At 32.9% G+C, this 19,690-nt stretch carries 15 protein-coding genes; 6 read left to right on the top strand and 9 right to left on the bottom strand.

Annotated elements, in window-relative coordinates:
• Positions 1-94 precede the first annotated feature (94 nt).
• From GCL57_RS06075 to GCL57_RS06060, 4 genes are read right to left on the bottom strand one after another with little or no spacing between them, the layout of a single operon-like run.
• Positions 95-592, bottom strand: coding sequence for a DUF3575 domain-containing protein (locus tag GCL57_RS06075; RefSeq protein WP_152212451.1), 498 nt, complete (start codon positions 590-592; stop codon positions 95-97).
• Positions 589-1,497: a hypothetical protein gene (locus GCL57_RS06070; RefSeq protein WP_152212450.1), complete on the bottom strand. Its 909-nt coding sequence runs from the start codon at positions 1,495-1,497 to the stop codon at positions 589-591. The genes GCL57_RS06075 and GCL57_RS06070 overlap by 4 nt, the downstream gene beginning before the upstream one ends.
• Positions 1,498-1,521: 24 nt before the next feature.
• Entirely contained in the window at positions 1,522-2,358 is an 837-nt protein-coding gene (locus GCL57_RS06065) for an HDOD domain-containing protein (protein ID WP_152212449.1), read from the bottom strand.
• Between the two features lie 19 nt (positions 2,359-2,377).
• Entirely contained in the window at positions 2,378-3,490 is a 1,113-nt protein-coding gene (locus GCL57_RS06060; protein ID WP_152212448.1) for a hypothetical protein, read from the bottom strand.
• A gap of 34 nt (positions 3,491-3,524) precedes the next feature.
• On the opposite strand from GCL57_RS06060, the gene GCL57_RS06055 reads away from it, so the two are divergent.
• The 4 genes from GCL57_RS06055 (at position 3,525) to GCL57_RS06040 (ending at position 9,853) form a co-directional block, all read left to right on the top strand.
• Complete coding sequence (locus GCL57_RS06055; RefSeq protein ID WP_152212447.1) at positions 3,525-5,603, top strand: ATP-binding cassette domain-containing protein; 2,079 nt, start codon at positions 3,525-3,527, stop codon at positions 5,601-5,603.
• Positions 5,587-7,410, top strand: coding sequence for an ABC transporter ATP-binding protein (locus GCL57_RS06050; RefSeq protein WP_161597628.1), 1,824 nt, complete (start codon positions 5,587-5,589; stop codon positions 7,408-7,410). The genes GCL57_RS06055 and GCL57_RS06050 overlap by 17 nt, the downstream gene beginning before the upstream one ends.
• A gap of 18 nt (positions 7,411-7,428) precedes the next feature.
• A complete protein-coding gene (serA, locus tag GCL57_RS06045) occupies positions 7,429-9,051 on the top strand; it encodes a phosphoglycerate dehydrogenase (protein ID WP_152212445.1) in 1,623 nt (540 codons plus the stop codon).
• A gap of 85 nt (positions 9,052-9,136) precedes the next feature.
• Positions 9,137-9,853 carry a zinc ribbon domain-containing protein gene (locus tag GCL57_RS06040; RefSeq protein WP_161597627.1) on the top strand — a complete coding sequence of 239 codons (717 nt, stop codon included), beginning with the start codon at positions 9,137-9,139 and terminating at the stop codon, positions 9,851-9,853.
• 137 nt (positions 9,854-9,990) lie between these two features.
• Here the strand turns inward: GCL57_RS06040 and GCL57_RS06035 are convergent, their stop codons facing one another.
• Both GCL57_RS06035 and betB read right to left on the bottom strand, forming a co-directional pair.
• Positions 9,991-11,937: a S41 family peptidase gene (locus GCL57_RS06035; protein ID WP_152212443.1), complete on the bottom strand. Its 1,947-nt coding sequence runs from the start codon at positions 11,935-11,937 to the stop codon at positions 9,991-9,993.
• Positions 11,938-12,188: 251 nt separating this feature from the next.
• The gene (gene betB, locus GCL57_RS06030; RefSeq protein WP_152212442.1) at positions 12,189-13,592 is read right to left on the bottom strand and encodes a betaine-aldehyde dehydrogenase; all 1,404 of its coding nucleotides are present in this window, start codon (positions 13,590-13,592) and stop codon (positions 12,189-12,191) included.
• Positions 13,593-13,827: 235 nt separating this feature from the next.
• Here betB and GCL57_RS06025 point away from each other — a divergent pair, with 235 nt between their 5' ends.
• Positions 13,828-15,258 (top strand): glucose-6-phosphate isomerase, encoded by a 1,431-nt coding sequence (locus tag GCL57_RS06025; protein ID WP_152212441.1) that lies wholly within the window; start codon positions 13,828-13,830, stop codon positions 15,256-15,258.
• A 59-nt stretch (positions 15,259-15,317) separates the two neighbouring features.
• On the opposite strand, the gene GCL57_RS06020 is transcribed toward GCL57_RS06025, so the two are convergent.
• The 3 genes from GCL57_RS06020 to GCL57_RS06010 form a co-directional block, all read right to left on the bottom strand.
• Positions 15,318-16,064: a phosphatase domain-containing putative toxin gene (locus GCL57_RS06020; protein ID WP_152212440.1), complete on the bottom strand. Its 747-nt coding sequence runs from the start codon at positions 16,062-16,064 to the stop codon at positions 15,318-15,320.
• A gap of 420 nt (positions 16,065-16,484) precedes the next feature.
• Positions 16,485-17,759 (bottom strand): glycosyltransferase, encoded by a 1,275-nt coding sequence (locus tag GCL57_RS06015; protein WP_152212439.1) that lies wholly within the window; start codon positions 17,757-17,759, stop codon positions 16,485-16,487.
• Positions 17,760-17,907: 148 nt separating this feature from the next.
• On the bottom strand, positions 17,908-18,555 hold the full coding sequence (locus GCL57_RS06010; protein WP_152212438.1) for a hypothetical protein: 648 nt from the start codon (positions 18,553-18,555) through the stop codon (positions 17,908-17,910).
• A 224-nt stretch (positions 18,556-18,779) separates the two neighbouring features.
• Between GCL57_RS06010 and GCL57_RS06005 the strand changes: the two genes are divergently transcribed.
• Complete coding sequence (locus GCL57_RS06005) at positions 18,780-19,688, top strand: AAA family ATPase (protein ID WP_152212437.1); 909 nt, start codon at positions 18,780-18,782, stop codon at positions 19,686-19,688.
• Positions 19,689-19,690: the final 2 nt, after the last annotated feature.

Below are 19,690 nucleotides of genomic sequence, written 5' to 3'. Positions count from 1 at the left end.
ATCAGATCTGCTTAGCTTAAATTAAGCAGATCTGATCTTTTTATTATTTAATTAATTACAATAAAGATTTATAAAAAATAAAATATTGAGTCATTTATAAGAAATAAACAAATCCAATTTCTGGAGTGATTTGATATGTTCCAAACTGATAACCAAAATTTAATCCTGCTAAAAGATGCAAATTATTTGTCAATAGCCAATGATAACCAGGAATAATTCCACCTATAGGATCTTCGTATTTTTCCCAATTTCCTGAATCTTTTTTAATTTGTACAGATTCAAATCCACCAGCAAGAGCCAAATAAATTCCATTTTTATTAATTTGAGAAAAATAATAGGTCATTCTATATTCTGCAAGCCAACCTTCTGCCTGAGGATCAAGATTCCGAGTCGAATAATAAGTTCCTGTCATTCCAACTTGTAAATTAGATGTAATAAAGGTTGAAATACCTAAAGAATATACCCCAAAAATAGGTCCTAATACACTGACTGTGAAACCAATATTAGGAGACAAATTCGTGCTCGCATACTGAGCATAAGAAGATGAATGAATCAAAATAGTAAAGACTGTAATGAACAACTTATTTTTCATTTCAGCTCACCATATTTTTCAATCCGTGTCATTAATTTTGATGTTTCAAAATTTGGTTTAAAATCGTTCTCATTTAAATTAAAGTGAAGTATATAAGAACCCGATAAAAACCCTTTTTTACAACTTAATATCTCTATCTGAGAATCAAATTGTTTTGAATTTTTTTTCAAAGGATTTTCAAAAGATATTTGCAACATCTCAGTACATCTCTCACCTGTATCAAGAACTGAAGAAAAAAGAATTTTTTCAGACATGCCATTTTTATTAATGCGCACAGAAATAAGCTCAGAGTGCACATCAACCTGAGTACTTTTTGTTCTCTTACCAACAAAAATAAAAAAACCATCTTCATCTTTAAATTCAAGAGGAGGTGAGTCAAATAGAATATTTTGAAAAAGCTGTTCTCTGCGCCAACCTCCAAAACCCTTTCGCACGATAAGAACAGAGCCATTGTCATCACTGCGACCACAACCTTTCATAAAAATGACTGCTTCTTCTTCTCCTTTTCGTAAAAACGAGCCCCTTACAGAAGAAAAATATCGGAAATTATTATCATTTGTAACCTTTGCAAGATACTTAGGACAATAAGCGCATCCAGAAAATGTTTGTGAAAGATTTATCCTTGGGATTTCTCCACACACTGCTTCATAGATATCTGAATTCAGAAAAATGGGGACATTTGGTAAAGTAACTCTCTTAGGAGAGTTTTCTATAGAAATTGGCTTTTTAATGGGAGGTCTTTCAATTTGTATATACATTTCTAGGGGAGGATATTGCTTAACTATTTTCACTTTTAATATTTCAATTAAATTTTTCGAATCTGATGGATAATAGCGATATAAAACAAGCCCAGCTAATATTGATGGTAAAAATAAAATAATTAAAAATAAGATTAATTTTTTCATTGCATCCAAAGAACTCTTTTAGATTTAATAATGTTGCAAATGTTGTGTTGCTAATTTTACAGCCGATGAAACCTCTTGATTGCTAATCCCAAGTTTATCTAAATCTACTGAATTTACACGGGTATCTCTATAATAATTTAAATATGCATTTCCAAAGCGATGTGCAATTGTATCTGATAAACAGAGTACGCTAATGCAATTATTTTGTTCGCTAGTTAAGTTCTTCGATCTAAAAGCTTCTTCTGTATGATGATTTTTTACCAATAAAATAACTCCATCTGGAAATTGCCAGTTCTTCAACAGATCAGCTCCCAGAACTTCATGGCCATCTAATTTTAATTTTTTTTCAGCTGAATTAAAATCAATTTTTTCAGAAACACAAGTTTCTGTTATTTTTTTCATAAGTACTTTATCTGAAATAGCTCGCACAAGTAAGCCGATATCATGAAAAAGTCCCGCAACTAATAGATCAGTAATCTGTGCAGTTTTTACAACCTTACCAAGCTCAAATGCTACTTGGGAAACCCACGCACCATGTTTTGTAAAGGCCTTAATATTAAAAAAATCAAAAGAATCAAATTTAAAAAGATTTTCTACAGAGTACTTAACTAAAATTTGCATTAAAGAGGTCATGCCAATGCGAGTTATTCCAACTTTTAAATCACTTGTTGACTTTCCTACACCGTATATAGATGAATTCGCAAGCTTTAATACACTTGCTGTGATACCGGGATCTTTTTGTATTAGGTTCGCCATTTTATTAAGATCAGCTTCTAAACTGTACATCTGCGCAAGGCATTCACGAACAGTGTCAGGCATGGAAGGCAGTTTGAGATCTTTTGAAGAAGTTTTATCTACCATATGTTTTTGTTCACTCCATTTATTGAAGAAACTTTTGCCACCCCTGCTCTAAATCCATAGCAGCTGCACAATAAGCACTTAGTTGAAAGGGGGCTCCCCACTCAAACAATGCCGACAAAGGCAATGGCTCCATTCCATGCTTTAAGCACATTTCTGAAAAATCAATTGTTGCTTTATCACCATATAGCAAATTATTCAGTTCACACTTTAATAATAGAATAGGATAAAAGAGATTGGATTCCAACCAACAGAATCTCCCTCTTTTGGCTGCACCTAAACCCAAGATAAAAACTCTTTCTGCATTCAAAGCATTTTTTTCTGAAAGAAAAAGATTTTCATAAAACTTAGAATAACTCTCATCTTTCATAATTTCTTTCTTATTATCTATTAATATATTTTCATAATTATCTATATCTAATAAATGCTGAAATTCATGAATAACTAAGGCCGCCTCAAAAAGATCAAAGTTTTCAGATTTAGGTAAAAATAAATGGCATCTATGTTCTTTCCCAATGATTGAAAAATATCTATCAATTTTAGGAATAACTTGCACACTGTACTCAGGTTTTAATTTATTTCCAAAAAAGTATTCTTCAATTTCTTGCAAAGAAAACTTTCGATTGGGTAAGACGCCTAGGGGAGAAAGAATAGGTTTCCAACTCTCTTCCAATAATGAAAAAATGGTATCAATATATTGTTTTGGAATTCCATAAACTCTTTCTAAGAAAAACATTAAAAAATTAAGAATACTATTTCTTTCTTGTTTTAAAGGTTGATTCCAAATTCGCGCTAATTCTAATAAAACTGAAAAATGATTAAGTGGTTTTTGATAAATATTATCTTTTTTAGGCATTAAGATTGATTGTCTTTTCTCTAAAGCATTCTTTAATAAGAAATGATCTGTTTTTTCTCTTGGACTATTTGAATTCTTTTGCCAATTTAAAGAAAGCCAGCTATAATATCTTAGATAAATTTTTTGAAAGACTATATTATTATCTTTTTGATATTCATTGATCACTGTTTGAGCTGCAATAACTTTTTGCAAATAGGAATGCTCTGCATAAGATACATTTCCATGCTCAATTTTTAAAACAAGAGATGATATATAATCCAAATCAAAAAATAAATTCACAGAGAATCTCCCAACAAAAAATTGAGGTCCTATCTTGAATAGTCAAAAAACTACGTTGTGGCAAAAGTTTTCGTTTTCAGATGTCACACCCGTCATGAAAAAACTAGCAAAGCATTCTATCGATAAATCAGACTTAAAATCTGTTCCTTTTATCAATGATACTTTGGCAAAAGGAGACGATTATCCCGACTTTGAAACATCACTCAAGGATCTAAGACAATCCCCTTTTAAAGCTCTTATAAAATATGAAAGAAAACAATTTGTATATATGTTTTGCATTCATATTACAGATGTCATAACTTCATTAATTTCTGCTTTAGCAGCCATTCAGCTTTTAAGAAGTTTTGAAAAGTCATCCTCAAATTTCAAATTGATAAATCTTTTTTATCATGAATCCACTCCAAATCAAACTCTTATTTTTACTATAGCTCTTGCTGTCGTGATCTTTCTTTTAAAAATTTTAGCTGCAAGTTTACATGCCCAAAAAATTGAAAAAGAAATGCTCCTTTCCTGGCGTATACCTTTTAAACTTATGCAATCACTCTATTTACAACTTCTTAGAATCAGTAAAAGGGATCGATCTCAATATCAATCAGGAGATATTACAAATCTTGCACAAAATGATTCAAGATTTTTAGGAAATTTTCTTGCACATGCACTTGTTGATATTCCAGTTCTAATTGTTTCCTGTGCACTTGTCTTAATTTTAATGATCTCAATTCTTGGGAACGTTGCTTGGATTGGCTTTGCTGTTATTTGTATACAAATTCCTCTTTCACTTTTCTTTTCTTGGATTGGAAATATTCTACACGAAGAAATGATGAAACGAGGTGACAAAAGATTACAACTTATCACGGAATGGATTCAAGGGATGCGGCTGATTCGTTACTTTGGCTGGGGAAAATATTTTAAAGAAGAAATAAATCAAGCAACCCTTTCTGAATTCATACAGGATATAAAAATTACAGTTAAATATTGTTTCGCATTTGCTCTAACTCTTAATTGGTGGATGGTGGTTAGCAGTGCTATTTTTGCAGGAATTGTTTATTTTAATGGACAAAAAAGTGCTTCTACCATTTTTGCAGCCATTTGGTTATCAAGTATTTTAGGTCAACAAATCACTCCATTGCCATGGTTTGTCAATGCCTGGTCACAAGCTTTAGTTGCTTCACGCAGATTAAAGTCTTTTTATAAAATGAGAATCCAAGAAGAAGAGTTTAATTTAGAAAATAGTATAGAATATAGTGAAGAAGAAATAAAACTTATTGATAAAATCATCAATAAAAAAGTAACTGACGAAATATCAATTTCTTTTTCAATAAAAAATGTTTCACTCCGATTTTCAGAAAATGAACCATACGTATTAAAAGATATAAACATTGAAATTCCTGCAAAAAAAACTCTTGCAATAATTGGTCCAGTTGCAAGCGGTAAATCATTGCTTATTCAAGTTCTCATGGGTGATATTATTCCAAATTCAGGAGAAGTTTTATTTTTTATTCACATTAATGATAGTCAATATAAAATAAATTCTATAACTGGAAATGTACACACCTCTATTGGATTACAACTTTTAAGATCCATTCAAAGCTATGTCCCACAAGAAGCATTTATAATTAGTAGCTCTATTCGAGAAAATATTCCGCTTAAATATAAGTATATTGATGAAAATTATGAAAATGAAAATGCAATTATGAATTCACTTTATGTTGCTAGTTTCCATGCTGATTTAAAAGGATTTTCCCATGGAATTGACACAGAAATTGGAGAAAGAGGAGTTAATTTATCTGGCGGTCAAAAACAAAGAATCAGTTTATCTAGAAGTTCGTTTGCAAATTCATCACTTATTTTTTTGGATGATCCTTTAAGCGCTGTTGATGTAAAAACTGAAAAGGAACTTGCTCAAAATATCTTTCAAGGTGAATGGGGAAAAGAGAAAACGGTTATTTGGTCAACTCATCGCTTAGATTTTTTGAAATATACAGATGAGATTATATTTTTAGACAATGGGAAAATATCAGAAATAGGCACTTACAAAGAACTAAAAGAAAATATAAATTCAAGACTCAATCAATTCATTTTAGGATTAAATGAAAATGACCGAAAAAATTAATTTTATTGCACAAGAAGAAAGACAAACAGGAACAATTGGATTGGGAGTTTATTCCCGATATATTGCTGCAATGCAATTGCTTGCTCTTTTTGTGCCTCTTATATTAATCCTTCTTGTTTTAACAAGTCTAGGAGAAAGTGGATTTCGCTATATTGTTTCTTTATGGACAACGGATTGTAATCTTATTTCATGCGGAGATCCAACTCAATTAAAAAATGTAATTCGAATTTGGTTACAGAGTGCCAATGCATTTCATTTAACACTTTTCTTTTTCTTATTTTGTCTAGCAGCCATTCTTTTACGAGCAATCAGTTGGCTTGTATTAATAGGATTTTTAGCCAATGGCGCACGTATTTTACACAATCAAATGGTTGAAAGTTTTTCAAACGTTCGTGTCACTTTTATAGATGAAAACCCGACTGGTAGACTTATTAGGCGATTTAGTGGTGATTATATTCAGCTTAAAGATGAAATTCCTAATATATTCACTGACATTATATGCTCAATTATAGAACTCTTAATTGTGTCATTCATAGTCATTTTTCAAGCTCCAAGTGCAATTATTTCTGTTATTCCATGCATATATTTTTATTATGCTGTGCAAAATTTATTTAAAACTGCATCGCGTGAAGTACAACGATATACTAAAGTCCTTGAAACACCCATTTGGAGTTTATTTACTGAAACCGTTGTTGGTTATCAAACCATTCGAGCTTATGGGAAAAGTAAAAATTTTTATAATCGATTGATCCATATTTCAAATGATTATGCAAAATCCGTTTTACTACAAAGTAGAATGTTGCGATGGCTAAATTTACGTCTTAAAATAATCTCAGAGTGCTTTGGTTTATCAGTTACATTAGTTGCCGTTTTTCTTGTCGCAAATGAAAAAATTGGCGTGGGTGAAGCTGGTTTTCTAATGAGTTTAACTATTGGTCTTGATGCAACAATGCAATGGCTCACCCGCAGTCTTTCTATGATTGAATCAAAAATGGTATCTGTTGAGCGTGTTATTGAATATAAAAGTTTACCAAGCGAGCACATCGAACATAAAGTAACAATAAAATCTTTAAAAAATGACTGGCCTCAAGAGGGAGAAATCATACTTGAAAATATTCAAGCTTCATATAGAAAAGACTTACCAATCGTTATAAATAATTTATCATTACGATTTGAAGCTGGAAAAAAAACAGGCATTATTGGTAGAACAGGCGCAGGGAAAAGCACATTATTTCAAGCCTTTTTTAGAATGCTTTATTTACACACAGGTCGCATATTAATTGATGGAATAGATATTACTCAACTTCCACTTGAAGAAGCTCGAAGTGCATTTGCAATTGTCCCACAAGAACCTCATCTCTTTTCTGGTACTTTAAAATACAACTTAGATAGAACTGGCAAATATACTGAAGATCAAATGTGGGAAGCTTTAAAAGAAGTTCAATTAAAAGATTATATTGAAACTCTTCCAAATAGACTTAATTATATTTTAACAGAAAGAGGACATAATTTTTCTGTTGGTCAACGCCAACTCATTTGTATGGCACGTGCCATTTTAAGCAACGCTAAAATAATTCTCATGGATGAAGCAACCGCAAGCGTAGATATGGAAACAGAAGGCCTCATTCAAGAAACCTTAAAAAAAGCTTTTGCACATAAAACGGTCATTATAATTGCCCATAGGCTCGAAACGTTAAAAAATGCGGATAATGTAGTTGTACTTGGCAATGGTCAACTCGTGGATTATGGTACGCCAGCTAAAATACTCTCAAAATTAGGTGAGAGTTTACATTCTCATTTAACTTAAGCCATAGGAAAAATACAGATGGAAAAGGCAGTTAAGATTCTTATTACAGGTAAACTCCATGAGATAGCCCTCAAGCTATTAAACCAGCAACCGCCTGAGCTTACTGTTTCTGAGTCACTTAATATCGTCTATCTTCCAGATGCTCCTCGCGATGTTATTTTAAAAGAAATTGAGGACACAAATGTTCTCATCAGTCGCTCCGAAACCGATGTTGATGCTGAACTTTTGCGAAAAGCAAAAAAACTCAGTGTGGTTGCCCGTGCTGCTGTTGGTTACGGCAATATCGACTGTGATCTCGCAACCGAAATGGGTATTCTTGTTGTCAATACTCCAGGTAAAAATACCAATTCAGCTGCTGAACTAACTTTTGGCCTGTTGCTTGCCCTTGTCCGTAAAATTCCTCAAGCCCATCTCAGCACCAGCGCTGGAGGCTGGAATCGTCACAAATTTTCAGGAACTGAACTTGGGGGTAAAACCATAGGTTTAGTTGGACTTGGGAATGTTGGACACCGCGTGGCACGCTTTGCAAAGGGTTTTGACATGCGTGTGATAGCTTATGACCCTTATATTTCTGAAGATGTATTTCGTAAAAACCATGCAGAACGTAAGAATACATTAGAAGAATTACTAGCAGAATGCGATATACTTTCAGTTCACGTTCCTCTTAATAAAGAAACAAAAGGAATGGTCTCCACTGTTGAACTTAAAAAAATGCGTAAAGGTGGAATTGTATTAAATGCTGCACGAGGTGGAATTGTTTCTGAAAAAGCCCTTCTTGAAGTTTTAAATGAAGGCTATGTTGTAGGAGCAGCGGTTGACACATTCGATAATGAACCAAAGCCATTACAAGAACTTATCAAACATCCAAACGTCATTGTGACACCCCATATCGGAGCAAGCACAGCCGAAGCACAATACCGAATTGGTGAAACAATTGCCATCCAAGTTCTAAAAGCACTGCGAGGAGAAATTGTCGACTATCCTGTAAATCTGCCGCATGTTTCTTTACTTGGCACAAATGATCTCAGAGTTTTCTCAGTCCTATCTGAAAAAGTTTCTCGCTTTGGTGCCCAAATATTTGACTTTCAACCAGCACTTTTAAAGCTCTCTATAAAAGCAAATATCAATAAAGAAGATCTACAAGTTTTAAAACTTTCTAGCATTAAGGGTTTTTTATCACACGCTTCTGATGAATTTGTTTCTTATGTAAATGCGGAAAGACTCCTCACCCGCAAAGGTTTAAAATTTGAAATAGATATAATGCCTTCTACATCAACTAAAAATGAACTTTTATTTGAAGTTTTTGGCAATGGAACAAATGAAAAAATCTCGGTTGGCGCAGTCATCTATGATGGAAAATACGTAAGATTGAGTTCAATTAACGATTTTCTTTTTGAAATCGAACTTGATAGCGACCTCATAGTTATGCAAAATCATGACAGACCGGGTGTGATTGGTGATGTTGGATCCTATTTGGCAAAGAACAATGTTAACATTGCTCAGTTTGAACTTTCTCGCAATCGGCGTGGGGGAATGGCTATGAGTCTTATCCGTATTGATGGAGAACTCGAAAGCGAAGTGATTGCTGGACTTCGTAAACTCCCAAATTTAATATCGGCACGTTTGGTAAGTGGGCTCTAATATTAGACACAAAAGGCATTGAAAGAACAAATGCCTTATGTTACATACAACAGTTGCTCTATTTTATCTCACAAGGAGATTCCCTTTGAACCCAAATTATGAAATCATTGAACAACTCTATCGTTTAGACATCGACTCTGGACTCGTCACTCAAGACCAGCGTGTTGCTCAAAAAGAACTTTCTGAACTTGCTAAAAAATCTCGTATCAGCGAGGAAATTATTGCAAAAACACGCACAGACATGGTTTTCCACGAAGCTGAACTCCGTCGTCTTTACAAAAAACTCGATGACCTCGATGAACGTAAAGCAGAACGTTCTGCACGTTTATTTGCTGCTAAAAATGACGATGATCACCGTGGACTCAAACGTGAGCTTGACCATGTAGAGCGCGATATTCGCGAAACTCAACGTCGTGCCGACGAAACCGAAAGTCGTATTGAACAGTCAAAAGCTGTCTTTCAAAAAGCTGAAACAGAATTGTCAGCATCTATCAGTGCATCCGAAGGTGAACGCAAAAAAGCTCAAGAAGCAGAGAATAATTCCGCTGGCCGTTTAAATGAAATCAATAAAGTACGTGATTCTTATTTGTCACGTCTTGATGATCGCATTGCGCAGCACTATATGCGCGTTTCTAAAATCACTCGCAATCCAAATGGCCCTATTTGTCGTGTTATTGAAAGAGCTTGTGGCAATTGCCGCATTGGCCTATCTCCGCAAATTCTAAATAATATTGCCCGTGGAAAATCTGTAGAGTTTTGTCCAAACTGCTCACATGTATTGCTTCCACAAAATAATAATTAATTATTTTGATATAATTTTCTGTTATATTTAATAAAAAGATCTTGGTATTAAAACCAAGATCTTTTTATTATTTAGCAGAATTATTATTTCATAATTTTAATATCAAAAATATTTCTCTAAATTATTGAGAAAAATACTCATCGATTTAAATAAAAGCCCTTGCTATTTTTTTCATCAGCCATATCTGCAAATATTTTTTGGAAAACGAGACGATCATTATTTAAAACATCATCACTTGTCTGTCTGTAAACAAAATCTGACAGCACCCCAGAGCCTTCAATATAGCGTTCTTTTTCATTTGCAGCATTGTGACGGAAAATTTTGTTCCAAGCAAAACGAATTTCACTTCCACGGGGCAAAGGTTTTCCGTTAGGAATAATAGAGGATTTTGTTCCATTTGCATCAATTACAACGGGTTTTAAAAAGTCTCCCCATTCAATAACATTTGCACCACCACCACCTGTCTGTTTCATTGTTCCAAATATTTTTGCAATTTTATAGTCTTTAAATAAAGAAACAAAGACATCGCAAGCTGAATAGCAATTGCTATTTGACAGGACTGCAATTGGTTTATCAGTTAAAATTGGCTTTAAAATATCTGTTGTATCTTTTTTATAAGTGTCAGGCAAAGCATCATTTTCATCACCATCATACCGATCGGCTGGAGCAAGTATTAAATTCCTATTTTTAATTTGATCTTCATATGCAATGTCATTTAAATACTTATCCATTTCTTCTACAGTACTGAGCATTGGTTTTGCCAAAGGATCAACTGTATTTAATCTTGAAAAGTAACGAGCCATTTCTAAATTATAAAAGGTATCTCGATTTACTTTTGAAACAATAGGGCGAACGCTCATATTTGAGACAAATTGATGCGTAAATGCATTTGCAATCAGTTGTGGAAAGCTTCCAAAACCTCCACCATTGCTCCGTACATCAAAGAGAACTCCATCAATATTATTTTTATTTTGCTCAATAAAATTTCTTATGTCATTTACTTCAGAATTTATGTATTCACGTGCAGTTAAGTAATCTGAATAATCAAAATTTCCATCAGGAATAAACATATTTAAACGAATAACAGCAAAACTTTTGTTCTTAAATTGTACAATTTTTTTCTGAATATTTCCACTATTCGAGCCAACAGTATAAAAATCTTTGACAAAAAACTCTTCAACTTTTTTATTATTGGTAATAGCATTATTGTTAGATTCTAATAAATCATTTTGCTTTTCTCTTCCTTTATTTTTCTTACTAGCAGCATAATCTGCACAAATAACTTCATTAGAAAAGTAGGAAAGCCATGGAAAAGTATAACTAACAATACGCCCATCCGAAACCTTCTTTACTTTTAATGTAAATTTTCCTTCAGGAATTTTTATATAACGACCGCTTCGAGAAAAAAATCTCTGAGCTGCTCGACTGTTAAATGCTTCTGGATTGGCTCCACGCCCAACTGCACCTACTAAATTAAGTGCATTATTTGCATATATTTCTTGATTTTCAAAACCTTCAATACCAACATTTCTTATGGTCAGAATTTCGTCGCCTGCCTCAATGGCTTTATAATCGTCTATTTCCTTTTCATTGGCGATTTTTGGATTTAATTCTTTTAAAAGTTTTGCAGAAATAATTAGCTTTTCTTGGTTATTTTCATAAGCTAACCCGACGGTCAATGGAAAACCACCTGTATAGCAACGAGCTGGAACAGGATAAATAAAACCAGTGTGCAAATCTTTAATATTAAAAAATATACTCATTGTGTTTTTAAGTAATGTTGCAGAATCCATGCTTTCATTTAATTTATTCGCTTCAATAATTGCATCATAATTAAATTCTTTTTTCTTTTGATTTCGATTAACATAGTAGTCATTAAAGACAATTTGAACAGAGGAAATGAGATTTTTTTTCTCTTCTAAAGTTAATTCTGGCAAGCCCCACTTTTTGTCATTTTCGTTCACTGGTATATTTGTTTTATTTAGCTGATTTAGTAAATCATTTGAAATATCCTTATCAGACTTTTGACATGCCGTGATTAAAATTAGAGAACTAAGCAAAATAGATTTCTTTAGTTTTATCATAAAACAAAGCCTTTTCAAAATTGAATTTTTATAAGCAAAGGTATAGTAATAATTTGCGAATATATAATTATCGAATTTTATTGTCAAGAATCAAATAAGGAATTATTTTATAGAAATTTATAAATTGAAAATAATATTTTTTTATTAATGATGTATATTTTTTATTAAAAAATTAAAATAACATGAAATAAATTAATATAATTTATTTCATGTTATTTTCTTGCTCTTCTATTTAAAAAGCGCTTAGTAGACTAATCATCCATTTCAACATAAACAGTTTTTAATTGAGTGTAACACTCAATAGCGGCTAAACCATTTTCTCGACCAAAACCAGAACCTTTCATACCTCCAAATGGAACTTCAACTGGAGAGATATTATAGTTATTTATCCAACACATTCCTGCTTGTAAATTTTCAATCACACGATGGGCTCTCTTAATATTATGTGTTAAAACACCAGCAGCTAACCCATATTCTGTATTATTAGCTCTTTGAATAACTTCATTTTCATCTTCAAATTCGAGAATTGACATAACGGGTCCAAATATTTCTTCTTTAACAATTTTCATTTCATCATGACAATTTGTAAATACTGTCGGCAAAATGAAATTTCCATTTGCAAATTTAATTTGACTTGGGCTCCATTCCGGCTGTGTTCCACCACATAACAAGGTTGCCCCTTCTTCTTTACCAGATTCAATGTAACTTAATACTCTTTGTAAATGTTGTTTGCTTATTAATGAACCCATTTGTGTATTTGAGTCAAAAGGATCCCCCACTTTAATTTTTTCAACTTTACTTAATAAACTTTCTATAAATTTTTCTTTAATTTTTTTATGAACAAAAACACGTGTCCCATTACAACAAATTTCACCTTGAGTGTAGAAATTTGCAAGAATTGCAATAGAACTGGCCCTGTCAAAATCAAAATCATCAAAAATAATAAGAGGTGATTTTCCCCCAAGTTCTAAACTAACATGTTTTAAACTCTTAGCAGAGTTTTCCATAATTCGTTTACCGGTTGGAATTGAACCCGTTAAAGATATTTTTCTAATTTCAGGATGCAAAGACAACATTTCTCCAACCTCACGGCCGCCTTGAACAACTTGAAAGACACCTTCAGGAACTCCTGCTTCCAAATAAATTTGCTCTAATTTATTTGCATTCATGGGAGTCAATTCAGATGGCTTAAATATCATTACATTTCCACATGCTAGAGCTGGAGCTGATTTCCAACAAGCGATTTGAAAGGGGTAATTCCAGGCACCAATTCCTGCACAAATACCAAGAGGTTCTCTTCTTGTGTAGGCAAAAGATTTTCCTAATTGAATATGCTCCCCCTGCACACTCGGAGCTATTCCTGCAAAATACTCTAAAGCATCAGCCGATGTGGGAACATCAACTTCAAGCGCCTCTGTAATAGGCTTACCACTGTCAAGAACTTCAAGTTGTGCAATTTCGAAACTCCGTTCACGGATTATGCGAGCAGCTTTATTTAATATTTTCCCTCTTTCTAAACCACTCATTCTTGACCAGATTTTAAATGCGGACTGCGCTTTACGAATGATATTATCAAGAGCTTGCTCGCTTGTAATTTCGATTTCACAAATTTTATTTCCTGTTGATGGAGAGTAATTTGAAAAATATTTTTGCATGATATTTCCTTTATTTTAAAGTTACACTTCTGGCAATATACAATGTACTTAATAATTATACGATTTACAAATTATCAATTATTATAAAAATCTTAAAGCTTATCATTTGAATTTATTTATTCGATTTTTTAATATAAATATATCTCAAGACTTAAGCTCTATCCCATTGCAAATTAACAAAGTCTATGTGAAAGATGAAAGGGATTGTGACGTTTTATTTTAGGAGAGCGACAACATGACACAAGAAAAAAGACTAGTTTTAGACTGGACAAAAGTACACGATGTTTTTCCTATAGAAAAACATCTAGCCAGTGAAGCAAATAACCTTATTGCTGCAAAAAAAGCCCTCGTTTCAGGTAAAGGAAAAAGCCCAGAGTTCACAGGTTGGGTTGATTATGTAAAAGAAGAATCCCAATCCGTATTAGGATCAATCAAAAAACATATCGACACAATTTGCAATCACTCCGATGCCGTTGTTGTTGTCGGTATTGGTGGCAGTTTACTTGGCACAAAAGCTGTCTATGAAGCATTGACTCATTCTTTTGCAATTGTAAATCAGGAAACCCTTCACCGACGCCCTCTTTTATTCTGGGCTGGCCATCATATTGCTATAGATGAACTTTCCGAACTTCTTGATGCTCTTGACTCCTACTCCCCCAGCCTTATCGTAGTTTCTAAATCTGGAGGAACAACCGAGCCTGCCTTAGCATTTCGTGTTTTAAAACAATATATTGATGATCGTTTTGGCAGTGAAGAAGCGAGTCATCGAATCTTTGCAATCACAGATCCAAATGATGGGACACTCTTAAAAATTGCCAAGGAAAATAACTACCCACATTTTCCAATCCCTAAAAATATTGGTGGGCGCTATTCAATTTTTACACCTGTTGGTTTGTTACCTTTAGCAATCGCAGGAGTTAACGTAACTGAATTTGTAGCAGGTGCACAACAAGCATTTGCAGACAGCACTTCAGAAAAAAATCATTCACTCGAAACAAATCCAGCACTTTGCTATGCAGGAGTTCGTAATATTTTATATGCAAATAAATATAAAATAGAATCTTTTTGCACTTGGACACCAAAGGCAAAAGGAATAGCAGAATGGTGGAAACAACTTTTTGGTGAAAGCGATGGAAAAGAAAACACAGGTATATTTCCCGCAAGCGCTAATTTCACAACCGATTTACATTCTCTTGGTCAGTATTTTCAAGAAGGTGAACGCCATTTATTTGCAACTCATTTAAAAATTGGTGATGAATATTCTTTAACAAAAGGATCCTTAAAAAGAAAAATTAAAATACCTGACCCTTCCTTAAAAGATGGTTTTGATTTTCTCACAGGCATCGATCTTTCAAATGTTCAAAATGAAGCTCAACAAGGAACTTTCTTAGCTCATTCCGATGGAAAAGTACCCACCCTCATTTGGGAATTGCCAGAATTAAACGCATGGTGGCTTGGGTACTGGATGTACATAAATATGTTTGCTTGTGGTGTGGGTGGATATGCGAGAGGAATCAATCCATTTGATCAACCAGGCGTTGAGGATTATAAAAATAATATGTTTGCTCTCATGGGTAAACCTGGATATTCAGACAAAGCGGCTCATATTCGCAGCCGATTGAGCAGCAGCAGTCGATTGCGCTCGCTTGGTCACACAAGCAAATAAAAATTGTTTGATGCCTAAATAAGTAGAATATTATTATGACATAAATGCTTTTAACTGTCTTATATAAGTTTCCAAAACTTCAAACAGTTTTTACCTTTAGATGCCCCTTTCTTATACAAATAATCAAATAATTCTTTTAAAGTTTTTTCTTGACTGTCTTTTTCTGCTGTGGAGTTTTTAATAAATTCATTTACTATATTAGGCAGAGCATTTAAATCACTTAAAGTAGAACAAGCTAAATAATTATAATAAATTTGAAAGGCAGTAATCATCATTCCTGTACGCCCTTGCCCAAAACCACAGTAAACCAGTGCTGCTTCGCCTTTAGGGGTTTTTTCTAAGTATTTACATGCGTTTATAATCTCACTGACTTTAGGGGCGCAAAAATCTTTTACTTTTAAATGATGAAATTCAATTTTATTTTTAGCTAAAAAAGGAGTATTTGCTTTTTCATAATTCAAACTTAAAATTCTTTTAATTTTAGCTGTTTTAAGTATATTTATCGTTTCTTCAGTATACATTTGATATGAATCATGAGAACCACCATAGTATGGTTGTGAACTTCGAAATAGACATGGATCTGCCCCACTGTTGAATGGAAATGAAATACCTAAATCTGGAATACTAAGTAAACTAGAAGAAGTTGATGTCTTTCTTAATGGAGCTGGAGTGCTGGGAGTCCTTAATGGACTTTGAGTGTTTGGTGTCCTTAATAAAACGGGAGCCCAATTTTGAAAAACAGGCCTTTTCCCGTTACTTGGTACATTTTCCACATAATGAGGAAGACTTGAAACAGATTCATACATAAATTATTCCTTTTTGCTTTATTCCGACAAGTCATTTCATTTACTAAAGTAGCGGTTTATTTTAACTTCAAAATTTTAATTTGTAATAGAAACATTAAAACTAAAAATTTTTCACATAAAAAATTTAGAAATATTTTTAGAACTGAGTTTCGAATTTTTTCTAAAGTAAAAAAAAATAACCGTCCATAAAAAATGGTTATGGAATTTTTTTAATAGCAAAACTATCAAACTTATGTCAAATGTATTTTATTAATAATAATTAATACCAAATTAATATTAATTTAATTGCAAAGTTTTTACTTTATTTTAATTTATTTTGTTAAAATAATAAAATATATATATAAAATAAATATTATAAATAATTTGCCGAATCTGCAAGCAATCTAAATAATCATCTTCTTCATTATTTGAGAAAATGCCCTACTTATTCTTAAGAAATTTATTAATGACATCTACAAATCGATTATTAAAACCATTAAATTCAATTTCTTGTGCAATTTTCTCTGCTTTTATTTTAAATGAAGAGTTACGGATTACTTTACGAATTGCACTTGTTAATTTTCTTTTACTTAATGAATCTGCTGGAATTGTTAAACCAATCCCTAAATTAACAATTCTTCGTGCATTATCTGGTTGATCATGTGAAAATGGGATCAATATTTGAGGTTTTGCCGCAGCTAAAGCCTGACCCGTAGTTCCTATTCCGCATTGATGAACAACAACGGAGCAATGTGAAAAGAGTGCAGAAAAAGGTTCATAATCTGAAATATGAATTCCTGAATCCTTATATGCTGCGATAGGAACTCTATTTGGAGTTTTTCCAACTAAAAATATAGCGCGCAGGCCAATTTCTTTTACGGCTTCATATGCATTTTCATAAAAACTATTTGATGAACGTACAACTGTTGATCCCAATGTAAAAACAACGGGTGCCTCACCCTTATCTAAAAATTTTTGTGTTTCATTTGAGATTGTCGCAGAACTCTCTTGATCAAAGAGTGGAAATCCTAGTTGATGGATACCCTGTGGCCAATCAGATTGTTTATTAGCAAACTCCTTAGGGAAAAGAGCAATAATACCTTTTTGTGAGAACTCTCCAAAATGCTGTTTATGACTTAATTTAGGTTGACCTAGTTTTAAGCGCAATTCATTCACTGGAGATAATACTTCATGCCAATTGCGAAATAAAAATGGATGAATTAAATTTAAAAACCGTGGTCCTAAAAATTTAAAGTAACTTAAATATTTTAAATTACCTATATAAGGTGGGTCATATACAGAAAAAATTGCTGAAGGCTGCAAAAGACATGAAAGCCATGGAACTTTGTATTTATCAGCAACTAAGGGAGCAGCAAAAGTCAAAAAGTGAGGGATTACAAGATCATATTTAGGAATTTCTTTTTCTAATAATTGAAAACTTTCTTCAAGATAAGGTAATATTAATTCTTTTATAAAATATTGAGTGCCTGTATTAGGATTATGAGCTTTTTCCGCCCAGTTTATATTTGCAATAAAATCTTCTTCACTTGGGCGCATAGCTATAAATTTAAGGCCAAATTTTTCAACATTTTCTTTATATTGTAAATGAGAAATAAGTGTCACTTCATGTCCTGCGGCTAATAATGCTTTTCCCATTCCAATATATGGATGTAAGTCCCCGTATGATCCATATGTAATTAACAGAATTCTGCTCATAAAATTAATCCTATGAATTTTAGATAAAAATATATTTGAAATTATTGCTTATAAAAAAGAAAATGTCTATTCATATATAAAATTAAATTCTATCCATATTTTTAAATAATAATAATTACAATATCAATTATGGGAAAAAATAATTATTTTAATAAAATAAATATGAAATAATTGCATTAAAATTTAATATACTATAACCGCCAGAAGAACCAGAAAGCATAACGCCATTATAACTAGAATTTCCGTAGTCTGCCACACCCCGTGCAAGAAAGAAACTTGCTCCAATTGCAAAATTATTTGTTAAGTTAATAGATGCTTTAAAACTTGCTCCAATATTATAATCTGAATTCACAGTAGGATTGGCCTGCCCAGAACTTCCATTAACTGCAATATCATTTTCATAAGCTGCAAATGGTGAAATATTTATAGAGACAACTGCATATAAATTTAACCAATTTGTAGGAACTATTTTAAAACCGATATCCCCACCCAATTGAATCACTTTATATTTGCTTATTATAGAAGAAGAATTACCATTGGTAGTATCTGACGAAGAAGCATGTGTCATTTCAGCACGTGCGCCAGCACCTAATAAAAGCATAAATGTATCAGAAGACCCCGGATAAAAATAACACCTTAAACTTGCATTTTCTCCCGTAAGGCTTGTTCCTCCTAATTTTACTTTAGAGTAACCACCCTCAGCCATTAATTCATATGAATATGCCTTATTTTCCTCTATTGAAACAAATAGGATTATATAAATAAAAATAGTATAATAAAATATTTTCAAATACACTGATAAGACTCCTTTTGCGGATCATTGAATATCTAATAATATATTTTAATTATCTTCTATTAATGCTACAATTTTTTATAAAATCTATTATTTAAAATTTGACACATTTCATAAGATACCAATTTTAATTTAAGCATTTATTTAAATGGAGTGCCGCACTTGCTTTCCACTCACATAAACTTCAGGTAATCTCAAAATGACCCTGATTTGGGAAAGGACGAAAAATGACAAAGACTGATTTCAATAAAAATCAAGAACTAATTCAAATTGGTAATATTACTGTACGCCTTGCAAAAGAATATGAAGTGGACGCTAATTGGATGGGCAATGATCTTGCTTCACATCAGCTTAGAGCTTCTTGGTTACGTCTTTCCGATGATGACCTTCCCATGAACCCTCGCCTTGTTGGAAAACCAGGAGTTGGAAAAACCACTTTAGCAGTCGCAGTTGCTCGTGAACTCAACTTTCCTGTTTACCTCATGCAAGGAACCAGCGACACACGTCCTGACGATCTTATTATCACTCCAGTTATAACTGAAGGAAAACAAATTTCCTATGTTGCAAGCCCGCTCGTAACAGCAATGTTAGTTGGAGGCGTCTGTATATTAGACGAAGGTAACAGAATGTCCGAAAAAAGTTGGGCAAGTCTAGCCTCATTGCTCGATCATCGCCGTTACGTTGATTCTGTCATTGCAGGCATTCGTTTGCATGCACATAAAGAATTTCGTTTTGTTACAACGATGAATGATGATTCAAGTGTTTATGATCTTCCCGAATACATACAAAGCCGACTCAATCCTCAAATTTTTCTTGATTTTGCAGATATCGAAACAGAAGCACGTATTGTACGCTATGCAGTTCCGTATATTGAAGAAAATCTTTTAACTTTACTCGTGAGTTTTTTATCCATTGCCCATAAATATGATGAATCATATTCTGTTCGTGATGGAATTCAAATTGCTAAATATGCACAACGGCTTCGTTCCCTTAATAAAGAATTAACTCTACCCAAAGCTTTAAAAACCAGTGTATATTCAATTTTAGGAGAAGAAGCACTGAAGTATTTTCCACCGGACGAGCAAATGCAAAATGAAAACAATCCGTCTTCCCGTCCAAATTTAAGACCTGTATGATT

Origin of the sequence: Fluviispira multicolorata (assembly GCF_009208585.1) — a bacterium.
Lineage (GTDB): Bacteria > Bdellovibrionota_B > Oligoflexia > Silvanigrellales > Silvanigrellaceae > Silvanigrella > Silvanigrella multicolorata.
Note: the sequence above shows the minus strand (reverse complement) of the source record. Positions and strands in the feature narration are given on the sequence as shown.